The sequence below is a fragment of the Sellimonas intestinalis genome (genome assembly GCF_001280875.1).
GTDB lineage: Bacteria > Bacillota > Clostridia > Lachnospirales > Lachnospiraceae > Sellimonas > Sellimonas intestinalis.
The window spans coordinates 203,456-219,393 of sequence record NZ_LGAJ01000005.1 but is presented as its reverse complement, the minus strand read 5'-3'; the positions used below and the strand labels follow the sequence as shown (position 1 = coordinate 219,393).

Here is a 15,938-nt window from a genome sequence, read left to right as displayed (position 1 = left end):
CTTTAACTCGCGAAAAAAACTTTCCGCGAGCTAAAATCATCAGGTATTTAAAAATCCTTTATAATTACGAACAAGCATCATGGATTCGACCTTCTTGATTGTCTCCAGAACGACACCTACAATAATAATCATGGATGTGCCTCCGAATGAAACATTTGCGCCGAATACACCGTTGAAGAAAAACGGAATAATCTGAACGATCACAAGACCGCACGCTCCAATGAAAATAATGTAATTCAGGATCTTTGTCAAATATTCAACCGTAGGTTTTCCCGGTCTGATACCAAGGATGAAACCTCCGCTCTTTTTCATATTGTTCGCGATTTCCATTGGGTTAAATGTAATACTCGTATAGAAATACGCAAAAAATACTGTAAGAAGGATATATACGATCAATCCCCACGAATACTGAATATTAGCCGGATTACACCAATTATTGGAATTCAGACCTTTCAGTATCTCACTTCCGATTCCGCTTCCATCTCCTTTTCCAAGAAAAGAAGCAATGACAATCGGAAACTGCATCAGGGATGATGCAAAGATGACTGGAATGACACCCGCCGTATTCACCTTCAATGGAATATTGGTGGACTGTCCGCCCATCGTCTTTCTACCCACCACTTTCTGAGAATACTGTACCGGAATCTTCCGTACCGCATCCTGCAGAATAATGACGAATACAATGACAACAAGCAGAACCGCAATAATGATAATCGCGGCAAGTGCGGCATTCGCAATGCTTTTTCCCTTGATGAACTGGCTGTACAGTCTCATAAAATCTGATGGTATTCTTGAAAGAATATTAATCAGAAGTACAATGGAAATACCATTGCCGACACCTTTTTCAGTGATGCGCTCACCAATCCACATCAATAATGTAGAACCTGCCGTCAAAGTTACAATGACAACTGCGGCATTTACAAAATTAAATTCCACGAGAAGCCCCTGACGTCCGAACCCGATAGACATAGCAGCGGATTCAATCAACGCAAGGCCTACTGTAAGATAACGGGTAATCGCCGTCATCTTCTTTCTTCCTTCCTCGCCTTCTTTCTGAAGCTCTTCCAGTTTTGGAATCGCAATCGTCAGAAGCTGAACAATAATTGAAGATGTGATATATGGCGTAATGCTCAGTGCAAAAACGGACATCTGTGTAAAGGAGCCTCCGGTGAACGCGTCGAAAAAGTTAAATGCGTCTCCGGTCTGGCTCGCGAAGAAATTCTGAATGTATGACGGATCGACTCCCGGTGTCGGGAGTTCGGATCCGAGCCTTACAACGATCAGCATTAAGAAAGTGAAAAACAATCTTTGTCTGATCTCTTCAACCTGAAATGCCCTGCGGACTGTCTGAAGCAATTAGATCACCTCTGCTTTTCCACCAAGAGCTTCAATCTTAGCTTTCGCGCCTTCACTGAAAGCGTTTGCCTGAACTGTAAGCTTTTTGGTTAACTCTCCATTTCCAAGAATCTTAACGCCATCTCTCGGGTTTTTCACGATTCCTTTTTCGATTAATGTTGCTACGGAAACAACTGTGTCATTCTCAAATGCTTCCAGAGCGCTTACATTGATACCAACGATTTCCTTCGTGTTTCTGTTTGTGAAACCTCTCTTCGGAATACGTCTGTATAATGGCATCTGTCCACCTTCAAATCCCGGTCTTGTTGCTCCGGAACGTGCTTTCTGACCTTTGTGCCCTTTTCCGGCTGTCTTACCATTTCCAGATCCGTGTCCACGGCCTCTTCTGAAATTATCGCTGTGTTTTGAACCATCCGCTGGTCTTAAATTTGATAAGTCCATTATGACACCTCCTTATCTGAATATTAAGCTTCTTCTTCCACTTTTACTAAATGTCTTACCTGCTGTACCATACCTCTTGTTGCAGCATTGTCCGGAAGTACCACTGTCTTGTGCATCTTCTTTAATCCTAATGCTTCAACTGTCTTTTTATGCTTCGGAATGGCACCGATTGTTGATTTCACTAATGTGATTTTCAAATTTGCCATGTTAAACGTCCTCCTTAGCCTACGATCTCTTCAATAGATTTGCCGCGAAGTCTTGCAACGTCCTCTGGAGTCTTTACATTTTTCAGACCATTCAGTGTAGCAAGAACTACGTTCTGCTTATTGTTTGATCCTAAAGACTTTGTACGGATGTTCTTGATTCCTGCCATCTCGATGACAGCACGAGCCGGACCACCCGCGATAACTCCAGTACCTTCCGGAGCGTTCTTCAGAAGAACAGTAGCGCTTCCGAATTTACCATACATATCATGGGTAATACTTTCTTCCTCATTCAGGGCAACTGTAATAATGTTCTTCATTGCGTCTTCTTTTCCTTTGCGGATTGCTTCCGGAATTTCTGCCGCTTTACCTAAACCTGCACCAACATGGCCTTTTCCATCGCCGACAACTACTAAAGCTGTGAATCTGAAGTGACGGCCACCTTTAACAACTTTGGTTACACGTTTGATTGACACTACTTTTTCTTCTAATTCTAACTGACTAGCATCAATATGATTACGTCTCATCTGTGTTTTTCCTCCTCAACTTCTAGAATTCCAGTCCAGCTTCTCTAGCTGCTTCTGCTAATGCTTTGACTTTTCCCTGATATATAAAGCCGCCTCTGTCAAAGACAACTGCTGTAATCCCCTTTTCCAGGGCCTTCTTAGCAATTACCGTTCCAAGATATGCTGCTGCTTCTACATTGTTGGTTTTTTCCAGTTCTGCCTTCACGTCCTTCTGAAGAGTGGAAGCTGATACCAGAGTGTTTCCAACTGTATCATCGATGATCTGAGCATACATATGATTGTTGCTTCTGAATACAGCAAGACGTGGTCTTTCAGCTGTACCGCTGAAACGGTTGCGTAACTTTCTATGCTTGTTTAAACGAACTTCGCTTCTTGATTTTTTGCTAACCATTTTCACACTCTCCTTACTTATTTCTTACCAGTTTTACCAACTTTACGTCTGATCACTTCATCAGCATACTTGATTCCCTTGCCCTTATATGGCTCCGGTCTTCTCTTATCTCTGATTTCAGCTGCGTATTGGCCAACTTTTTCTTTGCTGATACCTTTAACAATGATTTTGTTCTGTCCTTCCAGTACAGTCTCGATTCCTTCCGGATCTTCCATCTCAACCGGATGGGAATATCCAAGGCTCAGTGTCAGTTTATTTCCAGCTTTCGCCGCTCTGTAACCTACACCGTTTACTTCAAGAACTTTCTGGTATCCTTCTGTTACACCGATTACCATATTGTTGATCAGTGTTCTTGTAAGACCATGTAAAGATTTCATTTTCTTTAAGTCGTTCGGTCTTGTAACCACGATTGTATTGTCTTCTTTTTTGATTTCCATTTCAACCGGAAGTTCTCTTACGAGAGTTCCTTTTGGACCTGTTACAGTCACTTTGTTGTTTTCTGCAATTTCTACAGTTACTCCTTCCGGAATTGCAACCGGAAGTCTTCCGATACGTGACATAACGTATACCTCCTACACTTAAATTTTCGGAGCGGACCTGATCCGCTCTGTTTTCAGTTACTGCTGGGATTGTATCCCCTATATAAGGATGTTCTTTTCGCTAGGCTCGAAAGGACCTCGCCAAGCTCAAAGAACGACCTCACACTAACCTCGCACTGCGCTTGCGCTTGTGCTCGCTAAGTGTTCAGTGCCTACCATACAAAGCAGAGTACTTCTCCGCCGACGCCGAGCTTTCTTGCTTCTTTGTCTGTTACTACACCCTGGTTTGTAGAGATGATTGCTGTTCCAAGTCCACCAAGTACTTTCGGAAGATCTTCTTTTCCAGCGTAAACACGGAGACCCGGTTTGGAAATTCTCTTCAATCCTGTGATTACTTTTTCGTTCTTATCTGCACCGTATTTTAATGTAATTCTGATTGTCTTAAAGCTTCCTTCATCAATCAGATCATATTTTACAATATATCCTTCGTTTACGAGGATATCTGCGATTGCGACTTTCATTTTAGAAGCCGGTACATCTACTGTATCATGTTTTGCAGTGTTTGCGTTACGGATTCTTGTAAGCATATCTGCGATTGGATCACTCATAGTCATTTTCAATTTCCTCCTTATGGAATGCTTCCTTTTTGTTTGCTGACTGCGGATATCCTTTTTCAAGGAGTTCTCCGGGCCGTACCGGAGAGCAGCCTTACGCCCCACACGTCTCCCGGAAGGGAGAAATGGGAAAGCAGTGTTTGGGTCTTACCAGCTTGCTTTCTTAACTCCCGGAATTTCTCCTTTGTAAGCTAACTCACGGAAGCAGATACGGCAAATGCCATATTTTCTTAAATATGCATGCGGACGGCCACAGATTTTGCAACGATTGTATTCTCTTGTGGAGAATTTCTGTTTACGCTGCTGTTTGATTTTCATTGCTGTCTTTGCCATGATTTTCCTCCTTTACTACTTTGCGAATGGCATGTTGAACTGTTTCAGTAATTCACGAGCTTCTTCGTCTGTCTTAGCAGTCGTTACGAAGATCACGTCCATACCGCGAACTTTGTCAACCTTATCATATTCGATTTCCGGGAAAATCAACTGTTCTTTGATTCCAAGGGCATAATTTCCTCTTCCATCAAATGAGTTCGGATTTACACCTCTGAAGTCACGTACACGAGGAAGTGCAAGGTTGATCAGACGATCAACGAACTCGTACATCTTTTCACCTCTTAACGTAACTTTACATCCGATCGGCATACCCTCTCTGATCTTGAAGTTCGCCACGGATTTTTTAGCCTTTGTAGTAACTGCTTTCTGGCCTGTAATCGTCTCCAGATCAGAGATAGCAGATTCCAGAAGTTTGTGGTTTTCTTTTGCTTCACCGACGCCCATGTTAATCACAACTTTGTCAAGCTTCGGTACTTCCATAATATTTTTATATCCAAATTTCTTGATCAGAGCGTCTACCATCTCGTTCTGATACTGTTCTTTTAATCTACTCAAAGCGCTGGACCTCCTTTCTCGAATTAATCAATCACTTCGCCTGTTGATTTTGCGTAACGTACCTTTTTGTCTCCGTCCATCTTGAAACCTACTCTTGTAGCTTTCCCTTTGTGAACATACATTACGTTAGATGCATCAATAGGTCCTTCCTGGTGGATGATGCCGCCTTCCTGATTTGCAGCACTTGGTTTTGTGTGCTTTGTCAGCATGTTGACGCCCTCTACCAGAACTCTTCCGTTCTTTCTGTCAACGGAAATAACTTTGCCTTCTTTGTCTTTATCTTTTCCGGCGATCACTTTGACTGTGTCACCCTTTTTAATTTTCATAGTTGACATTCTCAGGTACCTCCTTATAATACTTCCGGAGCCAGAGATACAATCTTCATAAACTGTTTTTCACGAAGCTCTCTTGCAACTGGTCCAAAAATACGAGTTCCTCTTGGGTTTTTGTCTTCTTTGATAATAACAGCAGCATTTTCATCGAATTTGATGTAAGAACCATCTTTGCGACGTGCGCCTTTTACTGTACGGACAACGACCGCTTTTACAACGTCACCTTTTTTAACAACGCCGCCAGGTGTTGCGTCTTTAACAGAAGCAACGATCACATCTCCGATATTTGCATATCTTCTTGTAGAACCGCCCATAACACGGATACAAAGTAATTCTTTAGCACCTGTGTTATCTGCTACTTTTAATCTGCTTTCTTGCTGAATCATGCAGGTAACCTCCTTATATTCTGCTCCATCGTGAAATTATTTCACTTTTTCCATTACTTCCACAAGTCTCCATCTTTTATCTTTAGACAGCGGTCTTGTTTCCATAACCTTTACTTTATCTCCAATGTTGCATTCGTTGTTTTCATCATGTGCCTTTAATTTGTAAGTTCTCTTCACGATTTTGTTGTAAAGCGGGTGTTTCACATGGTCTTCAACTGCAACTACGATTGTTTTGTCCATTTTGTTGCTGATAACCTTACCAACTCTTGTTTTTCTCAGGTTTCTTTCCACGATCTGTTCCCTCCTTACTCAGCTTTTGCCATCTCAGTAATCACGGTCTGGATTCTGGCAATATTTTTTCTTACTTCTTTGATCCTGCTTGTATTTTCAAGCTGATTCGTTGCGTTCTGGAATCTCAGGTTAAAGAGTTCCTTTTTAGCAGCTACTAATTCTTCATTCAATTCTGAAACTGATTTCTTTCTTAAATCTTCTACAAATGCATTAATTTTCACTGTTATCACCGCCTTCTAAATCTGCGCGAGAAACGATTTTACATTTACAAGGTAATTTGTGCATTGCAAGACGCAGCGCTTCACGTGCAACTTCTTCCGGTACTCCGGCAAGTTCAAACATAACACGTCCTGGCTTAACAACTGCTACCCAGTATTCAAGAGTACCTTTTCCGGAACCCATACGCGTTTCAGCTGGTTTCGTAGTTACAGGTTTATCTGGGAAGATCTTGATCCAGACTTTACCGCCACGCTTGATATAACGGGTCATAGCAACACGGGCAGCCTCAATCTGGTTGGAACGGATCCAGCATGGTTCCATTGCCACAAGACCAAATTCACCGTTTGTGATTTTATTTCCGCGTAAAGCTTTTCCTCTCATGGAGCCACGGAACTGTTTACGACGTTTTACTCTTTTTGGCATTAACATTATTTATCGCTCCCTTCCTGATTAGCCTTTGTTGGAAGAACTTCGCCTTTGTATACCCAGACTTTCACACCTACTTTTCCGTAAGTTGTGTCTGCCTCAGCGAATCCATAGTCAATGTCTGCACGAAGTGTCTGAAGCGGAATCGTACCTTCGCTGTAAAACTCTGTACGAGCCATATCAGCTCCGCCAAGACGTCCGGAAACGGATGTTTTCACACCAAGCGCTCCTGCCTTCATTGTTCTGCTCATGCAGGACTTCATGGCACGTCTGAAAGAAATACGGTTTTCAAGCTGAAGTGCAATGTTTTCAGCAACGAGCTGAGCGTCTTTGTCCGGTCTCTTCACTTCTTTGATGTCAACGATAACTTTCTTATCTGTCATCTTCTGAAGCTCTGCTTTTACCTTCTCGATTTCGGAACCGCCTTTACCGATTACCACACCTGGCTTCGCTGTGTAAACGATGATCTTTACACGGTCAGATGCTCTTTCGATCTCGATCTTTGCGATTCCGGCACTGTATAATTTATTTTTAAGAAATTTTCTGATTTTGTGGTCTTCAACCAGATTGTCGCCGAAGTCTTTTTCTGCATACCATCTGGAATCCCAGTCTTTGATGATTCCGACTCTCAATCCGTGTGGATTAACCTTCTGTCCCATGATTGCCCTCCTTATCTTTCATCTAACACAAGTGTAATGTGGCTCATTCTCTTTTCGATTCTGTAAGCCCGCCCCTGTGCTCTTGGTCTGATACGTTTCATTGTAGGTCCTTTGTTTGCATAACATTCTGCAATGTAAAGGTTTTCTGGTGACATACCGTTATTGTTTTCAGCGTTTGCGATTGCTGATTCTAATAATTTCTTGATCAAGCTGGAAGCATATCTTGGGTTATATGTTAAAATACCAAGTGCTGTTGTTACATCCTTACCTCTGATGGCATCCAATACGAAACATGCTTTCTGAACAGAAACTCTTGCGTAGGATAACTTTGCAGACGGTCTCGTGTCTTTATTCGCGTTTCTTTCTCTTTTAATCTGAGATCTATGTCCCTTAGCCATGGATGAACCCTCCTTTCAAATACACGTTATTATCTTACTCTGGATTTCTTTTCGTCTTTTCCATGTCCTCTGTATGTTCTTGTAGCAACAAACTCACCAAGTTTGTGTCCAACCATATCTTCTGTGATATATACCGGAACATGTTTTCTTCCGTCGTGAACGGCGATTGTGTGACCGATCATCATCGGGAAAATTGTGGAACGGCGGGACCAAGTCTTGATAACAGACTTGTCTCCGGATTCGTTCATAGCTTCTACCTTTTTCAGTAAACTCGCATCTGCGAATGGTCCTTTTTTAAGTGAACGAGCCATTAGGTTTAACCTCCTTCAAAACTGTTTATTTGATAGCTTTTCCGTCACGTCTTCTTACGATCAGCTTATTAGACGCTTTGTTTTTCTTTCTTGTCTTAAGGCCAAGTGCCGGTTTGCCCCAAGGTGTAGACGGGCCTGGACGTCCAATGCCTGTCTTACCTTCACCACCACCGTGCGGATGGTCATTCGGGTTCATAACAGAACCACGAACTGTAGGTCTGATGCCCATATGGCGTTTACGTCCTGCTTTACCGATGTTGATCAGATTGTGTTCGCCGTTTCCGACAACTCCAATAGAAGCACGGCATACAAGCGGTACCATTCTCATCTCTCCTGACGGAAGACGAAGTGTTGCGTATTTGCCCTCTTTTGCCATTAACTGCGCGCTGTTGCCAGCGGAACGAACAAGCTGTCCGCCTCTTCCCGGATACAGCTCAATATTGTGAATCTGAGTACCAACCGGGATCTCAGAGAGTGGCAGGCAGTTTCCTACTCTTACTTCTGCATCCGGTCCGTTCATAATGGTCATTCCGTCTGTCAGTCCCTGTGGCGCAAGGATATATGCTTTTTCGCCATCTGCGTAGCAGATCAGGGCGATGTTTGCCGTTCTGTTCGGATCATACTCAACGCCGATTACCTTTGCCGGAATTCCATCTTTATTTCTCTTGAAATCAATGATTCTGTATTTTCTCTTAGCTCCGCCTCCGCGGTGTCTCACTGTGATTTTACCCTGAGCGTTACGACCAGCCGTTTTGCTTTTGGAGACAAGCAGAGATTTCTCTGGAGTTGTCTTTGTAATCTCAGCAAAATCAGATCCAGTCATCTGTCTTCTGGAAGGTGTATATGGGTTGTATGTTTTAATTCCCATTACTGTTTCTCCTTTCGTCTACTAATTATTTGTTTCACGGATTTGCACCGTTTATTTTCTCTAATCTTAGAGTCCCTGGAAGATCTCGATCTCTGCGCTTTCTTCTGTCAGGGCTACGATCGCTTTCTTCGTCTTAGCAGTCTTACCGTATGTCATTCCACGGCGTTTTGTCTTTCCATCGTTGTTCATTGTATTGACACTCTTTACCTTTGTGCCAGCGAACATTTTCTCGACCGCTTCTTTAATCTGAGTCTTGTTTGCTTCCGGATGAACAAGGAATGTGTATTTCTTGTCAGCCATAAGTCCCATGCTCTTTTCTGTAACCACTGGTTTCAGGATTACGTCATAATACTGAATGTTTGCCATTATGCGTACACCTCCTCGATCGCCTCTACAGCAGCTTTTGTAGCAACTACTGTGTTGTATTTCAGGATATCATACACATTGATTGTATTAGTCCGAGCTGTCTTTACATCAGGAATGTTTCTTGCTGAAAGCTCTGCGTTCGTGTTTCCTTCTTCTAATACTACTAATGCTTTGGATACGTTTAAATTGTTTAATGCGTTCTGGAAGTTCTTTGTCTTGATCTCATCGAACTTCATCTCATCTACTACGATGAACTTCTTTTCTTCCACTCTGGATGTCAGGGCGGATTTCAGAGCCGCTCTCTTTTCTTTCTTATTTAATTTGAAAGAGTAATCTCTCGGTGTCGGAGCAAATACCACTCCACCACCTGTCCACTGCGGAGCTCTTGTAGATCCCTGTCTTGCGTGACCTGTTCCTTTCTGTCTCCACGGTTTTCTTCCGCCTCCGGATACTTCAGAACGTGTCTTCGCTTTCTGAGTTCCCTGACGTTTATTTGCAAGCTGCTGTACAACTGCCATATGCACGAGATGTTCGTTCACTTCAACACCGAACACAGCGTCGTTTAAGTCAATCGTACCAACTTCTTTACCTTCGATATTGTAAACAGCTACGTTTGCCATTACTTATGTTCCTCCTTTCCTCTCAAAGACCTAAATGCACTTTACTGTTTCTTTGATTGTTACTAAAGATTTTTTAGGTCCTGGTACGGAACCTTTTACTAAGAGCAGGTTGTTTTCAGCGTCTACTCTTACGATTTCAAGATTCTGAATTGTGATCTTCTTGCTTCCCATGTGTCCCGGCATCTTCTTACCCTTGAATACTCTGCTCGGATCGGAAGCCGCACCGTTGGAACCTGCGTGGCGGTGGAATTTGGAACCGTGAGCCATAGGTCCTCTGTGCTGATTATGTCTCTTAATTGCACCCTGGAATCCTTTACCTTTAGAAATCGCAGTTGCGTCTACCTTATCTCCCACTGCGAAGATATCAGCTTTGATTTCCTGTGCAAGCGTGTATTCTTCTGCGTTGTCAAATTTGAATTCTTTTAAGAATCTCTTTCCGGATACCCCGGCCTTGTCCAGGTGTCCTTTTTCAGCTTTCGTCACACCATTTCTGTGAACAATCTCTTTCTTGCCGCTCTTGTCAATGTTGACAATCTTTTCTTTCTTATCAACGAATCCAACCTGAACAGCTTTGTAACCATCGTTCTCAACTGTCTTGATCTGTGTTACTACACAAGGACCTGCCTGAAGAACGGTTACTGGAGTCAGGACGCCCTGCTCGTTGAAGATTTGAGTCATTCCGACTTTTGTTGCTAAAATAGCTTTCTTCATTATGTTTACCTCCTGTGATTTACAGCGGAACGGAAAATGTATCCGTTCATCCTAAATTTTAGGAATACTGCTTTCTTATTTTTGTTTCATTTTGATATCAATGTACACACCTGCCGGCATTTCCAGTCTGGATAAAGCATCAACCGTCTTCTGTGTTGGTGTGATGATATCAATCAGTCTTTTATGAGTTCTTTGTTCGAACTGTTCTCTGGAGTCTTTGTATTTGTGAACCGCTCTTAAGATCGTTACTACTTCCTTCTTTGTAGGAAGCGGTACCGGTCCGCTCACCTTTGCTCCGTTTTTCTTTACAGTTTCGATGATTTTCTTGGCAGATGCATCAACAAGCTGATGATCATATGCCTTCAGTGTGATTCTCATTACTTGACTTGCCATAAAAAAAGTCGCCTCCTTTTCGTACTTTTAAACTTCAGTACGACAAGCGGTGACTGTACACTCTCCCGTGTGTGTCTGCATCAGACCACACGTTGTTACCATGTTTCAATGGATGTTATTGATTCGTACAGTGACTTGTCGCCAGTTTCCTAACTTGACATTCGCTCCGCGGAAAACCTGCCACTTACGGGCAGCAACCTCACGTTTCATCGCTATCATGTCACAGCTTTTTCAGTATATATGATAGGAAATAAATTTGCAAGCCCTTTTTACAATTTTTTGTATTTTTTTCAGTACACTCTTAGGATACTTTTTTCCGTTAAACTCTTGACACTCACCCGTTCTCATGCTATAGTAGTAATGTATTAGTACATTAAAGTACTAAACGATTGCATTGTAGTGTTGTTGATATTCCCCCAAAATATCAGCGACATCTCCAATTCTTATATACATCCTCTAGTTAGAGATTCCCCAGTTTTGTATATGTAGAAACTACAGTGTAATCAAGAAAACCTCTCAATGACATACCAAAATGAAAGGGCGGATGCGATCACGTATCCGCCTTTTCATTTTCTTCTATCTTCTATGTTATAATCGGGACGATTCTGTCCCGGAATACCGGAGATACTCCCTGTACAGCTCTTCATAGCCCATCGATGCACTTTCCAAAGAAATCCTGCGTGCTTTTCTACCGCTTCCTCATCTTCAGTTTCAACATAGCTGTTGCTTTTCTGGCGTCTATTCTGTCTACAGCGTTTTCACCGACTATATTTGTTTCAATGCCTTCCGGATTTTTGTTCATATCTACAATAGTATCCATATACGGATTGGTTACTACGAACTGAGCCGCCGTTCCGGTAAAGTGGATGCCTACCACCGGAATATTCCGTTTCCCGAGCTGCTCGATTGTATTTGTATAATCCACATCGCTGTTTCCCCATCCATCCGCGGAAATAATTACGCCGTCCGCACGCATTCCTTCTGCCCAGACCGCCGCTCTCGTACCTACGAGAACTTTATCCTGCTGATCCTGTGGTGTTCCTACAATGAGGACACCCATCAGATCCAGTTCCTCATCTGCCGCCACAACGTCAAGCAGAGGATCACGAAAATTATGCAGCGTTGTTTCTTTTGTAGATGGCCCGATTCCCATTCTTCCTCACTCCTTATCTAGCTTTTTATATGCTGCTCCTTGCTACTGCATGGAACGCAAAATCCCGTCCCGGTATTCGTTTGGCGTCACAAGAACCGGCATATTTCCCATGTCGATAATCGAGCGGCTCCCCTCCACGCCGGATGGCTCTTTGGCAAAGAGATGCATATCGTACATAGCTCCCTGTCCTGCCACCTGTTTGATAATCAGCACTTTCTTTTTGCCCGGTCTTACTACATCATAAAACTCGTGGCGTTCTGTGCATTTGTCCCCGTGAAATTTCCTGAGTTGTTCCCGGAATTCCTGAACGAACTCGTCACAGGCCCGATGCGCCGCCGTGACTCCCGCGCGGATCTGACCCATACCCTCCTGAAGAGTTACGTCGAATGTAATCATTGCGTCGTTTTCCCCTGGCGTTCCGGCTTTTCCATATTTCATCTGCTCCAGCAGATTTCCTTCGGAAGACCCAAATTCATGCGTCTGCTTACCCACCGTATCCACACCCGTGAGAATCACATAAACTCCGGTCAGGGTATGAGTGATTCCATCACCAATATCCCCAAGCACTTTCGCTGAAATCGGTATAATATCCATGATCGTATTCGTATACTGATCCCGTTCTTCCGGGCGGATGATCCGAAACGAGATATCAGAAATATATTCTTCTTTTCCACGTTTATATCGTCCGGAACTCTCTTTGTCCACAGTCAAAATACCGTTTTCCGTTACCTCGTTCTCGCTTCCCCACTGAACCTCCCGCACATGGTATGCCTTGATGACGAGCCTGCGAAGCTCTTTTGTTTCTTCTCCCATAGTTTTGTCCCCTCCTGCCATTTTGCTCATTCTTTCTTTATCATACCACAATTCCTTTATATGGAAAACGGGATCTGTACATTTCGTACAGATCCCGTAATTTTTGCATCATACTTTTGCAATATATTCAAATGGAAGTGAGACAACTTTTCCCGGAGTATCAATTGCAACAAGCTGCTCAAGCGTCGCTTTTACAATATCTCTCTGCATATCCGGATTGTTCGGTTCTCCGGCGTTTGCTCCCATCGGTACGAGCGGTGCTACCGCACGTGGTGTTCCTGTCTGACGAACAACAGGTGGAAGGGCTGCGATAATGATAGTCGGAATACCAGCCTCTTCAATCGCTCTCTGCACCAATACTGCAGAGCGGTGGCAGGTACCTCATCCAGCGGTGAGGATTACTGCGTCTACATCCTCTTCTTTGAACATCTGCGCTATGGCCGGACCAGTTTCGTGTTTAAATTTCTCCTGGTTTCCACCGCCGCCCATGAATCCTGCATGTACCGGAGCACATGCTCTGATAAATCCTTCTGCAGCAAGTTCATGGATTCTGTCGATCGGGAACATACAGTTGATGTCTTTGTTTACATCACCGTTATCATATCCACCATGTGAAACCATCAGTTCACTGGATGGTGTTGTATTTTCAATCTTTCTCCATGTGAAGTCTCCGGCAAGATTAAATCTTTCCTGGCTTTTCTTATGGACACCTGCTGCTGTAGCAAGAGCAACGGACATATCTTTGATCTCTTTTGTCACTGGAGCCCATACTGCCGGCGGAGTAATCGGAACAAAAATTTCAGATTGTAAACCTTTCACAACCGTTAAGCTCATTTTGAAACCTCCTCATTATTTTCACTCAGTTCACGCATCTCTTTCTGACGCCTCTTGTAAATATCCAGGTTACTGACGTATTTCTCGTTGATCTCCGGCCCCATCTGCTCTACAAAGCTCATGTTCCAGGCTACTTCCTGTCCAACTTTAATTGGATAGTCCGTAATGAGCATCCGCATCGGAATCTTCAGAAATCCGAGTCTCCCTTTCAGATCTACGCCCACACAGCCGTCATGCACCTCGACGATGACGCCTTCCATTCTGATGATTTTATCTCCATATTTCAGTTCCATACGCCACTACCATCTATTAATCATACTTTTCTTTTCTCTTCTGGCTCATCGGCAGAGACTGTTCGTTTGCGACAAGGTCAATCTTTTCTCCTGTCGCTTTCTGGATCAGCTCGATGTTGTTAGCCTTGACGTTCGGATTCCATTTCTTTTCTGCCGGTTTTACTTCCTCTCCGGACATCGCTGCCTTCAGCATTGCAATCGCACGTACAGCCTCTTCTTTACAGAGAGTATTGCATGCAAGTACTTCATTCTCGATACCGGATTCTGATTTATTGTTATCGACCATGTTTGTCATATACGGATTTCCGACAACAAGCGCACCCTGTACCGCGCAGAAAGATAACCCGACTACCGGGATGCCTCTCTTACCGATTTGCTCGTGATGACTTGCGAAATCAATGTGGTTGTTTCCAAATCCTTCTGTTGTGATAAATGCACCGTCAACATCCAGTGCCTCTACCGTCTGTCCGACACGTTTGGATACATAGAATTTCTCCGCATTGATCTGCGGGCTTCCTACAAAAAGGACACCGCAAAGATCAAGTTCTTCGTCGTGGAGCGCTTCCAGAACAAGCGGCTCCCTCCAGTAATGTCTGGACATCTCTTTGGATGCAGGTCCGATACATGTGAGTGCATGGATACATCCGTCGAGTACCTCCAGCGGAGAAGTCATAACCGGAACATTTCCAAGGTCTACGTTTGGCTTTGCGCCAAGTACGCCAACCGGCTCCATCGGAAGAATCAGGTTGTCATGCATTGCTCCCTGTCCCATGATCTCTTTTACGATAACGACTTTCTTCTTACCCGGATGTCTGAGATGTTCAAACTCTTCTGTATCTACAACAAGAGAGTCGTCCACTTTCTTTAATGCTTCACGGATCTCCTGTGTAATCACATCTGTCGCTGTATGTGCGGCAAGCGGGCCAGGACGCTCCATGTTGGTACCTTCTTTAATGATAACTTCTGTCTTGATGAAGATCTCACCCTTCTCCGGCGCTCCCGGACGTCCCCACATGATGTTCTCATCGAGGAATCCTTCGGAAGAGCCAAACTCACCGATCTGAACTCCGTTAGCGTCTGTTCCTGTCACCATCATAACAACACCATCAAGAACACGCGTTACACCGCTTCCGATTTCAGACTCGCCCTCTTTTGTAGCGATTGGCTGTACGTCCATGATTGTGTTGGAGTATGTGTGATACATCTCCGGTGTGATGATATCGATCTTTAAGCTGTTTACGAGCTCCTGTCCCGCAGCAGCCTCTTCTTCAATACCTTCCCGGATGTAAAGAACAGTTCCGTCGATCTTTGTCTCCGGGCCTCTCTTTACTTCTGTGATGTTAAAGTGCTTTCTTGTAAGTGTTCCCATCACTCTGGCTTCTTTTTCCTCAGCTACAGGTACTGCCTGTACGACCGGTGCAGGTATTCCCGCAGGTGCCGGAGCTGCTGCTCCCCCCATGATTCCAACCGGAATCTCCAGATTGATATCCTTTCCTTCGCCAATGTGAAGCTTGAACACTCCTCCCTGAACGGGAGCCGGTGCGGCAGGTGCGGCAGGTGCTGCCGGTGCCTCTGCCGGAACTTCCTCTGCCTTTGGTGTTTCCTCTTCAACCGGTTCTTCTGCTGCCACTTCTTTGTATCCCTCTACGACATCCGGTGTAAGCGCTGTAAGCGAATCACATGTTTTTTTCAGTTTCGCACCCAGAACCTGTTCAATTGTAAGGACACCTTCCAGATTTAAAAGTCCGGAATCCACCAGATCATCAAAGATCGCCGGATCTTCAAGATTTGCAGCTTCGATGGTGATGCCCTCTTCCGCCCTGCAGCAAAGTACGGCCGGATCTTTTGCGTGAGCTTTCGCTGTTTCAGCTGTAATTGACATGTTTTATTCCCTCCTTGATTTTCT

General features: G+C 43.9%; 28 protein-coding genes. All 28 read right to left on the bottom strand.

Features of this window, described 5'->3' with window-relative positions; translation table 11 throughout:
- Nucleotides 1–39: 39 nt before the first annotated feature.
- The gene (secY, locus tag AOA56_RS06930) at nucleotides 40–1,356 is read right to left on the bottom strand and encodes a preprotein translocase subunit SecY (protein WP_024731872.1); all 1,317 of its coding nucleotides are present in this window, start codon (nucleotides 1,354–1,356) and stop codon (nucleotides 40–42) included.
- Nucleotides 1,357–1,797 carry a 50S ribosomal protein L15 gene (gene rplO, locus AOA56_RS06925; RefSeq protein WP_053769239.1) on the bottom strand — a complete coding sequence of 147 codons (441 nt, stop codon included), beginning with the start codon at nucleotides 1,795–1,797 and terminating at the stop codon, nucleotides 1,357–1,359.
- A 23-nt stretch (nucleotides 1,798–1,820) separates the two neighbouring features.
- Entirely contained in the window at nucleotides 1,821–2,003 is a 183-nt protein-coding gene (gene rpmD / locus AOA56_RS06920; protein ID WP_024731870.1) for a 50S ribosomal protein L30, read from the bottom strand.
- A gap of 14 nt (nucleotides 2,004–2,017) precedes the next feature.
- Complete coding sequence (gene rpsE / locus AOA56_RS06915) at nucleotides 2,018–2,527, bottom strand: 30S ribosomal protein S5 (protein ID WP_024731869.1); 510 nt, start codon at nucleotides 2,525–2,527, stop codon at nucleotides 2,018–2,020.
- A 22-nt stretch (nucleotides 2,528–2,549) separates the two neighbouring features.
- A complete protein-coding gene (gene rplR / locus AOA56_RS06910) occupies nucleotides 2,550–2,918 on the bottom strand; it encodes a 50S ribosomal protein L18 (protein ID WP_024731868.1) in 369 nt (122 codons plus the stop codon).
- A gap of 17 nt (nucleotides 2,919–2,935) precedes the next feature.
- Nucleotides 2,936–3,478: a 50S ribosomal protein L6 gene (gene rplF, locus AOA56_RS06905; protein WP_024731867.1), complete on the bottom strand. Its 543-nt coding sequence runs from the start codon at nucleotides 3,476–3,478 to the stop codon at nucleotides 2,936–2,938.
- Nucleotides 3,479–3,669: 191 nt separating this feature from the next.
- Nucleotides 3,670–4,071 carry a 30S ribosomal protein S8 gene (rpsH, locus tag AOA56_RS06900; protein WP_024731866.1) on the bottom strand — a complete coding sequence of 134 codons (402 nt, stop codon included), beginning with the start codon at nucleotides 4,069–4,071 and terminating at the stop codon, nucleotides 3,670–3,672.
- 147 nt (nucleotides 4,072–4,218) lie between these two features.
- The gene (locus AOA56_RS06895; RefSeq protein ID WP_024731865.1) at nucleotides 4,219–4,404 is read right to left on the bottom strand and encodes a type Z 30S ribosomal protein S14; all 186 of its coding nucleotides are present in this window, start codon (nucleotides 4,402–4,404) and stop codon (nucleotides 4,219–4,221) included.
- Nucleotides 4,405–4,419: 15 nt separating this feature from the next.
- A complete protein-coding gene (gene rplE / locus AOA56_RS06890; protein WP_024731864.1) occupies nucleotides 4,420–4,959 on the bottom strand; it encodes a 50S ribosomal protein L5 in 540 nt (179 codons plus the stop codon).
- Nucleotides 4,960–4,982: 23 nt separating this feature from the next.
- Entirely contained in the window at nucleotides 4,983–5,294 is a 312-nt protein-coding gene (rplX, locus tag AOA56_RS06885; protein WP_048620767.1) for a 50S ribosomal protein L24, read from the bottom strand.
- A 14-nt stretch (nucleotides 5,295–5,308) separates the two neighbouring features.
- Entirely contained in the window at nucleotides 5,309–5,677 is a 369-nt protein-coding gene (gene rplN, locus AOA56_RS06880; protein ID WP_024731862.1) for a 50S ribosomal protein L14, read from the bottom strand.
- A 36-nt stretch (nucleotides 5,678–5,713) separates the two neighbouring features.
- Entirely contained in the window at nucleotides 5,714–5,968 is a 255-nt protein-coding gene (gene rpsQ / locus AOA56_RS06875; RefSeq protein WP_024731861.1) for a 30S ribosomal protein S17, read from the bottom strand.
- Nucleotides 5,969–5,982: 14 nt separating this feature from the next.
- Entirely contained in the window at nucleotides 5,983–6,189 is a 207-nt protein-coding gene (gene rpmC, locus AOA56_RS06870; protein ID WP_024731860.1) for a 50S ribosomal protein L29, read from the bottom strand.
- Nucleotides 6,179–6,616, bottom strand: coding sequence for a 50S ribosomal protein L16 (gene rplP / locus AOA56_RS06865; RefSeq protein ID WP_024731859.1), 438 nt, complete (start codon nucleotides 6,614–6,616; stop codon nucleotides 6,179–6,181). Before rplP ends, rpmC begins: the two co-directional genes overlap by 11 nt.
- Nucleotides 6,616–7,272 (bottom strand): 30S ribosomal protein S3, encoded by a 657-nt coding sequence (gene rpsC, locus AOA56_RS06860; protein ID WP_024731858.1) that lies wholly within the window; start codon nucleotides 7,270–7,272, stop codon nucleotides 6,616–6,618. Before rpsC ends, rplP begins: the two co-directional genes overlap by 1 nt.
- Nucleotides 7,273–7,283: 11 nt before the next feature.
- Nucleotides 7,284–7,670, bottom strand: a complete 387-nt coding sequence (rplV, locus tag AOA56_RS06855; RefSeq protein ID WP_048620766.1) for a 50S ribosomal protein L22 — start codon at nucleotides 7,668–7,670, stop codon at nucleotides 7,284–7,286.
- Nucleotides 7,671–7,699: 29 nt separating this feature from the next.
- Nucleotides 7,700–7,981, bottom strand: coding sequence for a 30S ribosomal protein S19 (rpsS, locus tag AOA56_RS06850; protein WP_024731856.1), 282 nt, complete (start codon nucleotides 7,979–7,981; stop codon nucleotides 7,700–7,702).
- Nucleotides 7,982–8,006: 25 nt separating this feature from the next.
- Nucleotides 8,007–8,849, bottom strand: a complete 843-nt coding sequence (gene rplB, locus AOA56_RS06845; RefSeq protein WP_053769238.1) for a 50S ribosomal protein L2 — start codon at nucleotides 8,847–8,849, stop codon at nucleotides 8,007–8,009.
- Between the two features lie 66 nt (nucleotides 8,850–8,915).
- Nucleotides 8,916–9,215 carry a 50S ribosomal protein L23 gene (rplW, locus tag AOA56_RS06840; RefSeq protein WP_024731854.1) on the bottom strand — a complete coding sequence of 100 codons (300 nt, stop codon included), beginning with the start codon at nucleotides 9,213–9,215 and terminating at the stop codon, nucleotides 8,916–8,918.
- The gene (rplD, locus tag AOA56_RS06835) at nucleotides 9,215–9,835 is read right to left on the bottom strand and encodes a 50S ribosomal protein L4 (protein ID WP_024731853.1); all 621 of its coding nucleotides are present in this window, start codon (nucleotides 9,833–9,835) and stop codon (nucleotides 9,215–9,217) included. Before rplD ends, rplW begins: the two co-directional genes overlap by 1 nt.
- A gap of 30 nt (nucleotides 9,836–9,865) precedes the next feature.
- On the bottom strand, nucleotides 9,866–10,546 hold the full coding sequence (gene rplC, locus AOA56_RS06830; protein ID WP_024731852.1) for a 50S ribosomal protein L3: 681 nt from the start codon (nucleotides 10,544–10,546) through the stop codon (nucleotides 9,866–9,868).
- A 75-nt stretch (nucleotides 10,547–10,621) separates the two neighbouring features.
- Nucleotides 10,622–10,939: a 30S ribosomal protein S10 gene (gene rpsJ / locus AOA56_RS06825; RefSeq protein ID WP_024731851.1), complete on the bottom strand. Its 318-nt coding sequence runs from the start codon at nucleotides 10,937–10,939 to the stop codon at nucleotides 10,622–10,624.
- A 688-nt stretch (nucleotides 10,940–11,627) separates the two neighbouring features.
- Nucleotides 11,628–12,092: a glycine/sarcosine/betaine reductase component B subunit gene (locus AOA56_RS06820; RefSeq protein WP_024731850.1), complete on the bottom strand. Its 465-nt coding sequence runs from the start codon at nucleotides 12,090–12,092 to the stop codon at nucleotides 11,628–11,630.
- 42 nt (nucleotides 12,093–12,134) lie between these two features.
- Nucleotides 12,135–12,905, bottom strand: coding sequence for a proline reductase cluster protein PrdD (gene prdD / locus AOA56_RS06815; protein WP_024731849.1), 771 nt, complete (start codon nucleotides 12,903–12,905; stop codon nucleotides 12,135–12,137).
- A gap of 108 nt (nucleotides 12,906–13,013) precedes the next feature.
- The gene (locus AOA56_RS16870) at nucleotides 13,014–13,259 is read right to left on the bottom strand and encodes a proline reductase (protein ID WP_024731848.1); all 246 of its coding nucleotides are present in this window, start codon (nucleotides 13,257–13,259) and stop codon (nucleotides 13,014–13,016) included.
- 27 nt (nucleotides 13,260–13,286) lie between these two features.
- The gene (locus AOA56_RS16865) at nucleotides 13,287–13,739 is read right to left on the bottom strand and encodes a glycine/sarcosine/betaine reductase selenoprotein B family protein (protein WP_024731847.1); all 453 of its coding nucleotides are present in this window, start codon (nucleotides 13,737–13,739) and stop codon (nucleotides 13,287–13,289) included.
- The gene (locus AOA56_RS06800) at nucleotides 13,736–14,026 is read right to left on the bottom strand and encodes a CBO2463/CBO2479 domain-containing protein (protein ID WP_024731846.1); all 291 of its coding nucleotides are present in this window, start codon (nucleotides 14,024–14,026) and stop codon (nucleotides 13,736–13,738) included. The genes AOA56_RS16865 and AOA56_RS06800 overlap by 4 nt, the downstream gene beginning before the upstream one ends.
- A gap of 22 nt (nucleotides 14,027–14,048) precedes the next feature.
- Nucleotides 14,049–15,914 (bottom strand): D-proline reductase (dithiol) proprotein PrdA, encoded by a 1,866-nt coding sequence (gene prdA / locus AOA56_RS06795; protein WP_053769237.1) that lies wholly within the window; start codon nucleotides 15,912–15,914, stop codon nucleotides 14,049–14,051.
- Nucleotides 15,915–15,938: the final 24 nt, after the last annotated feature.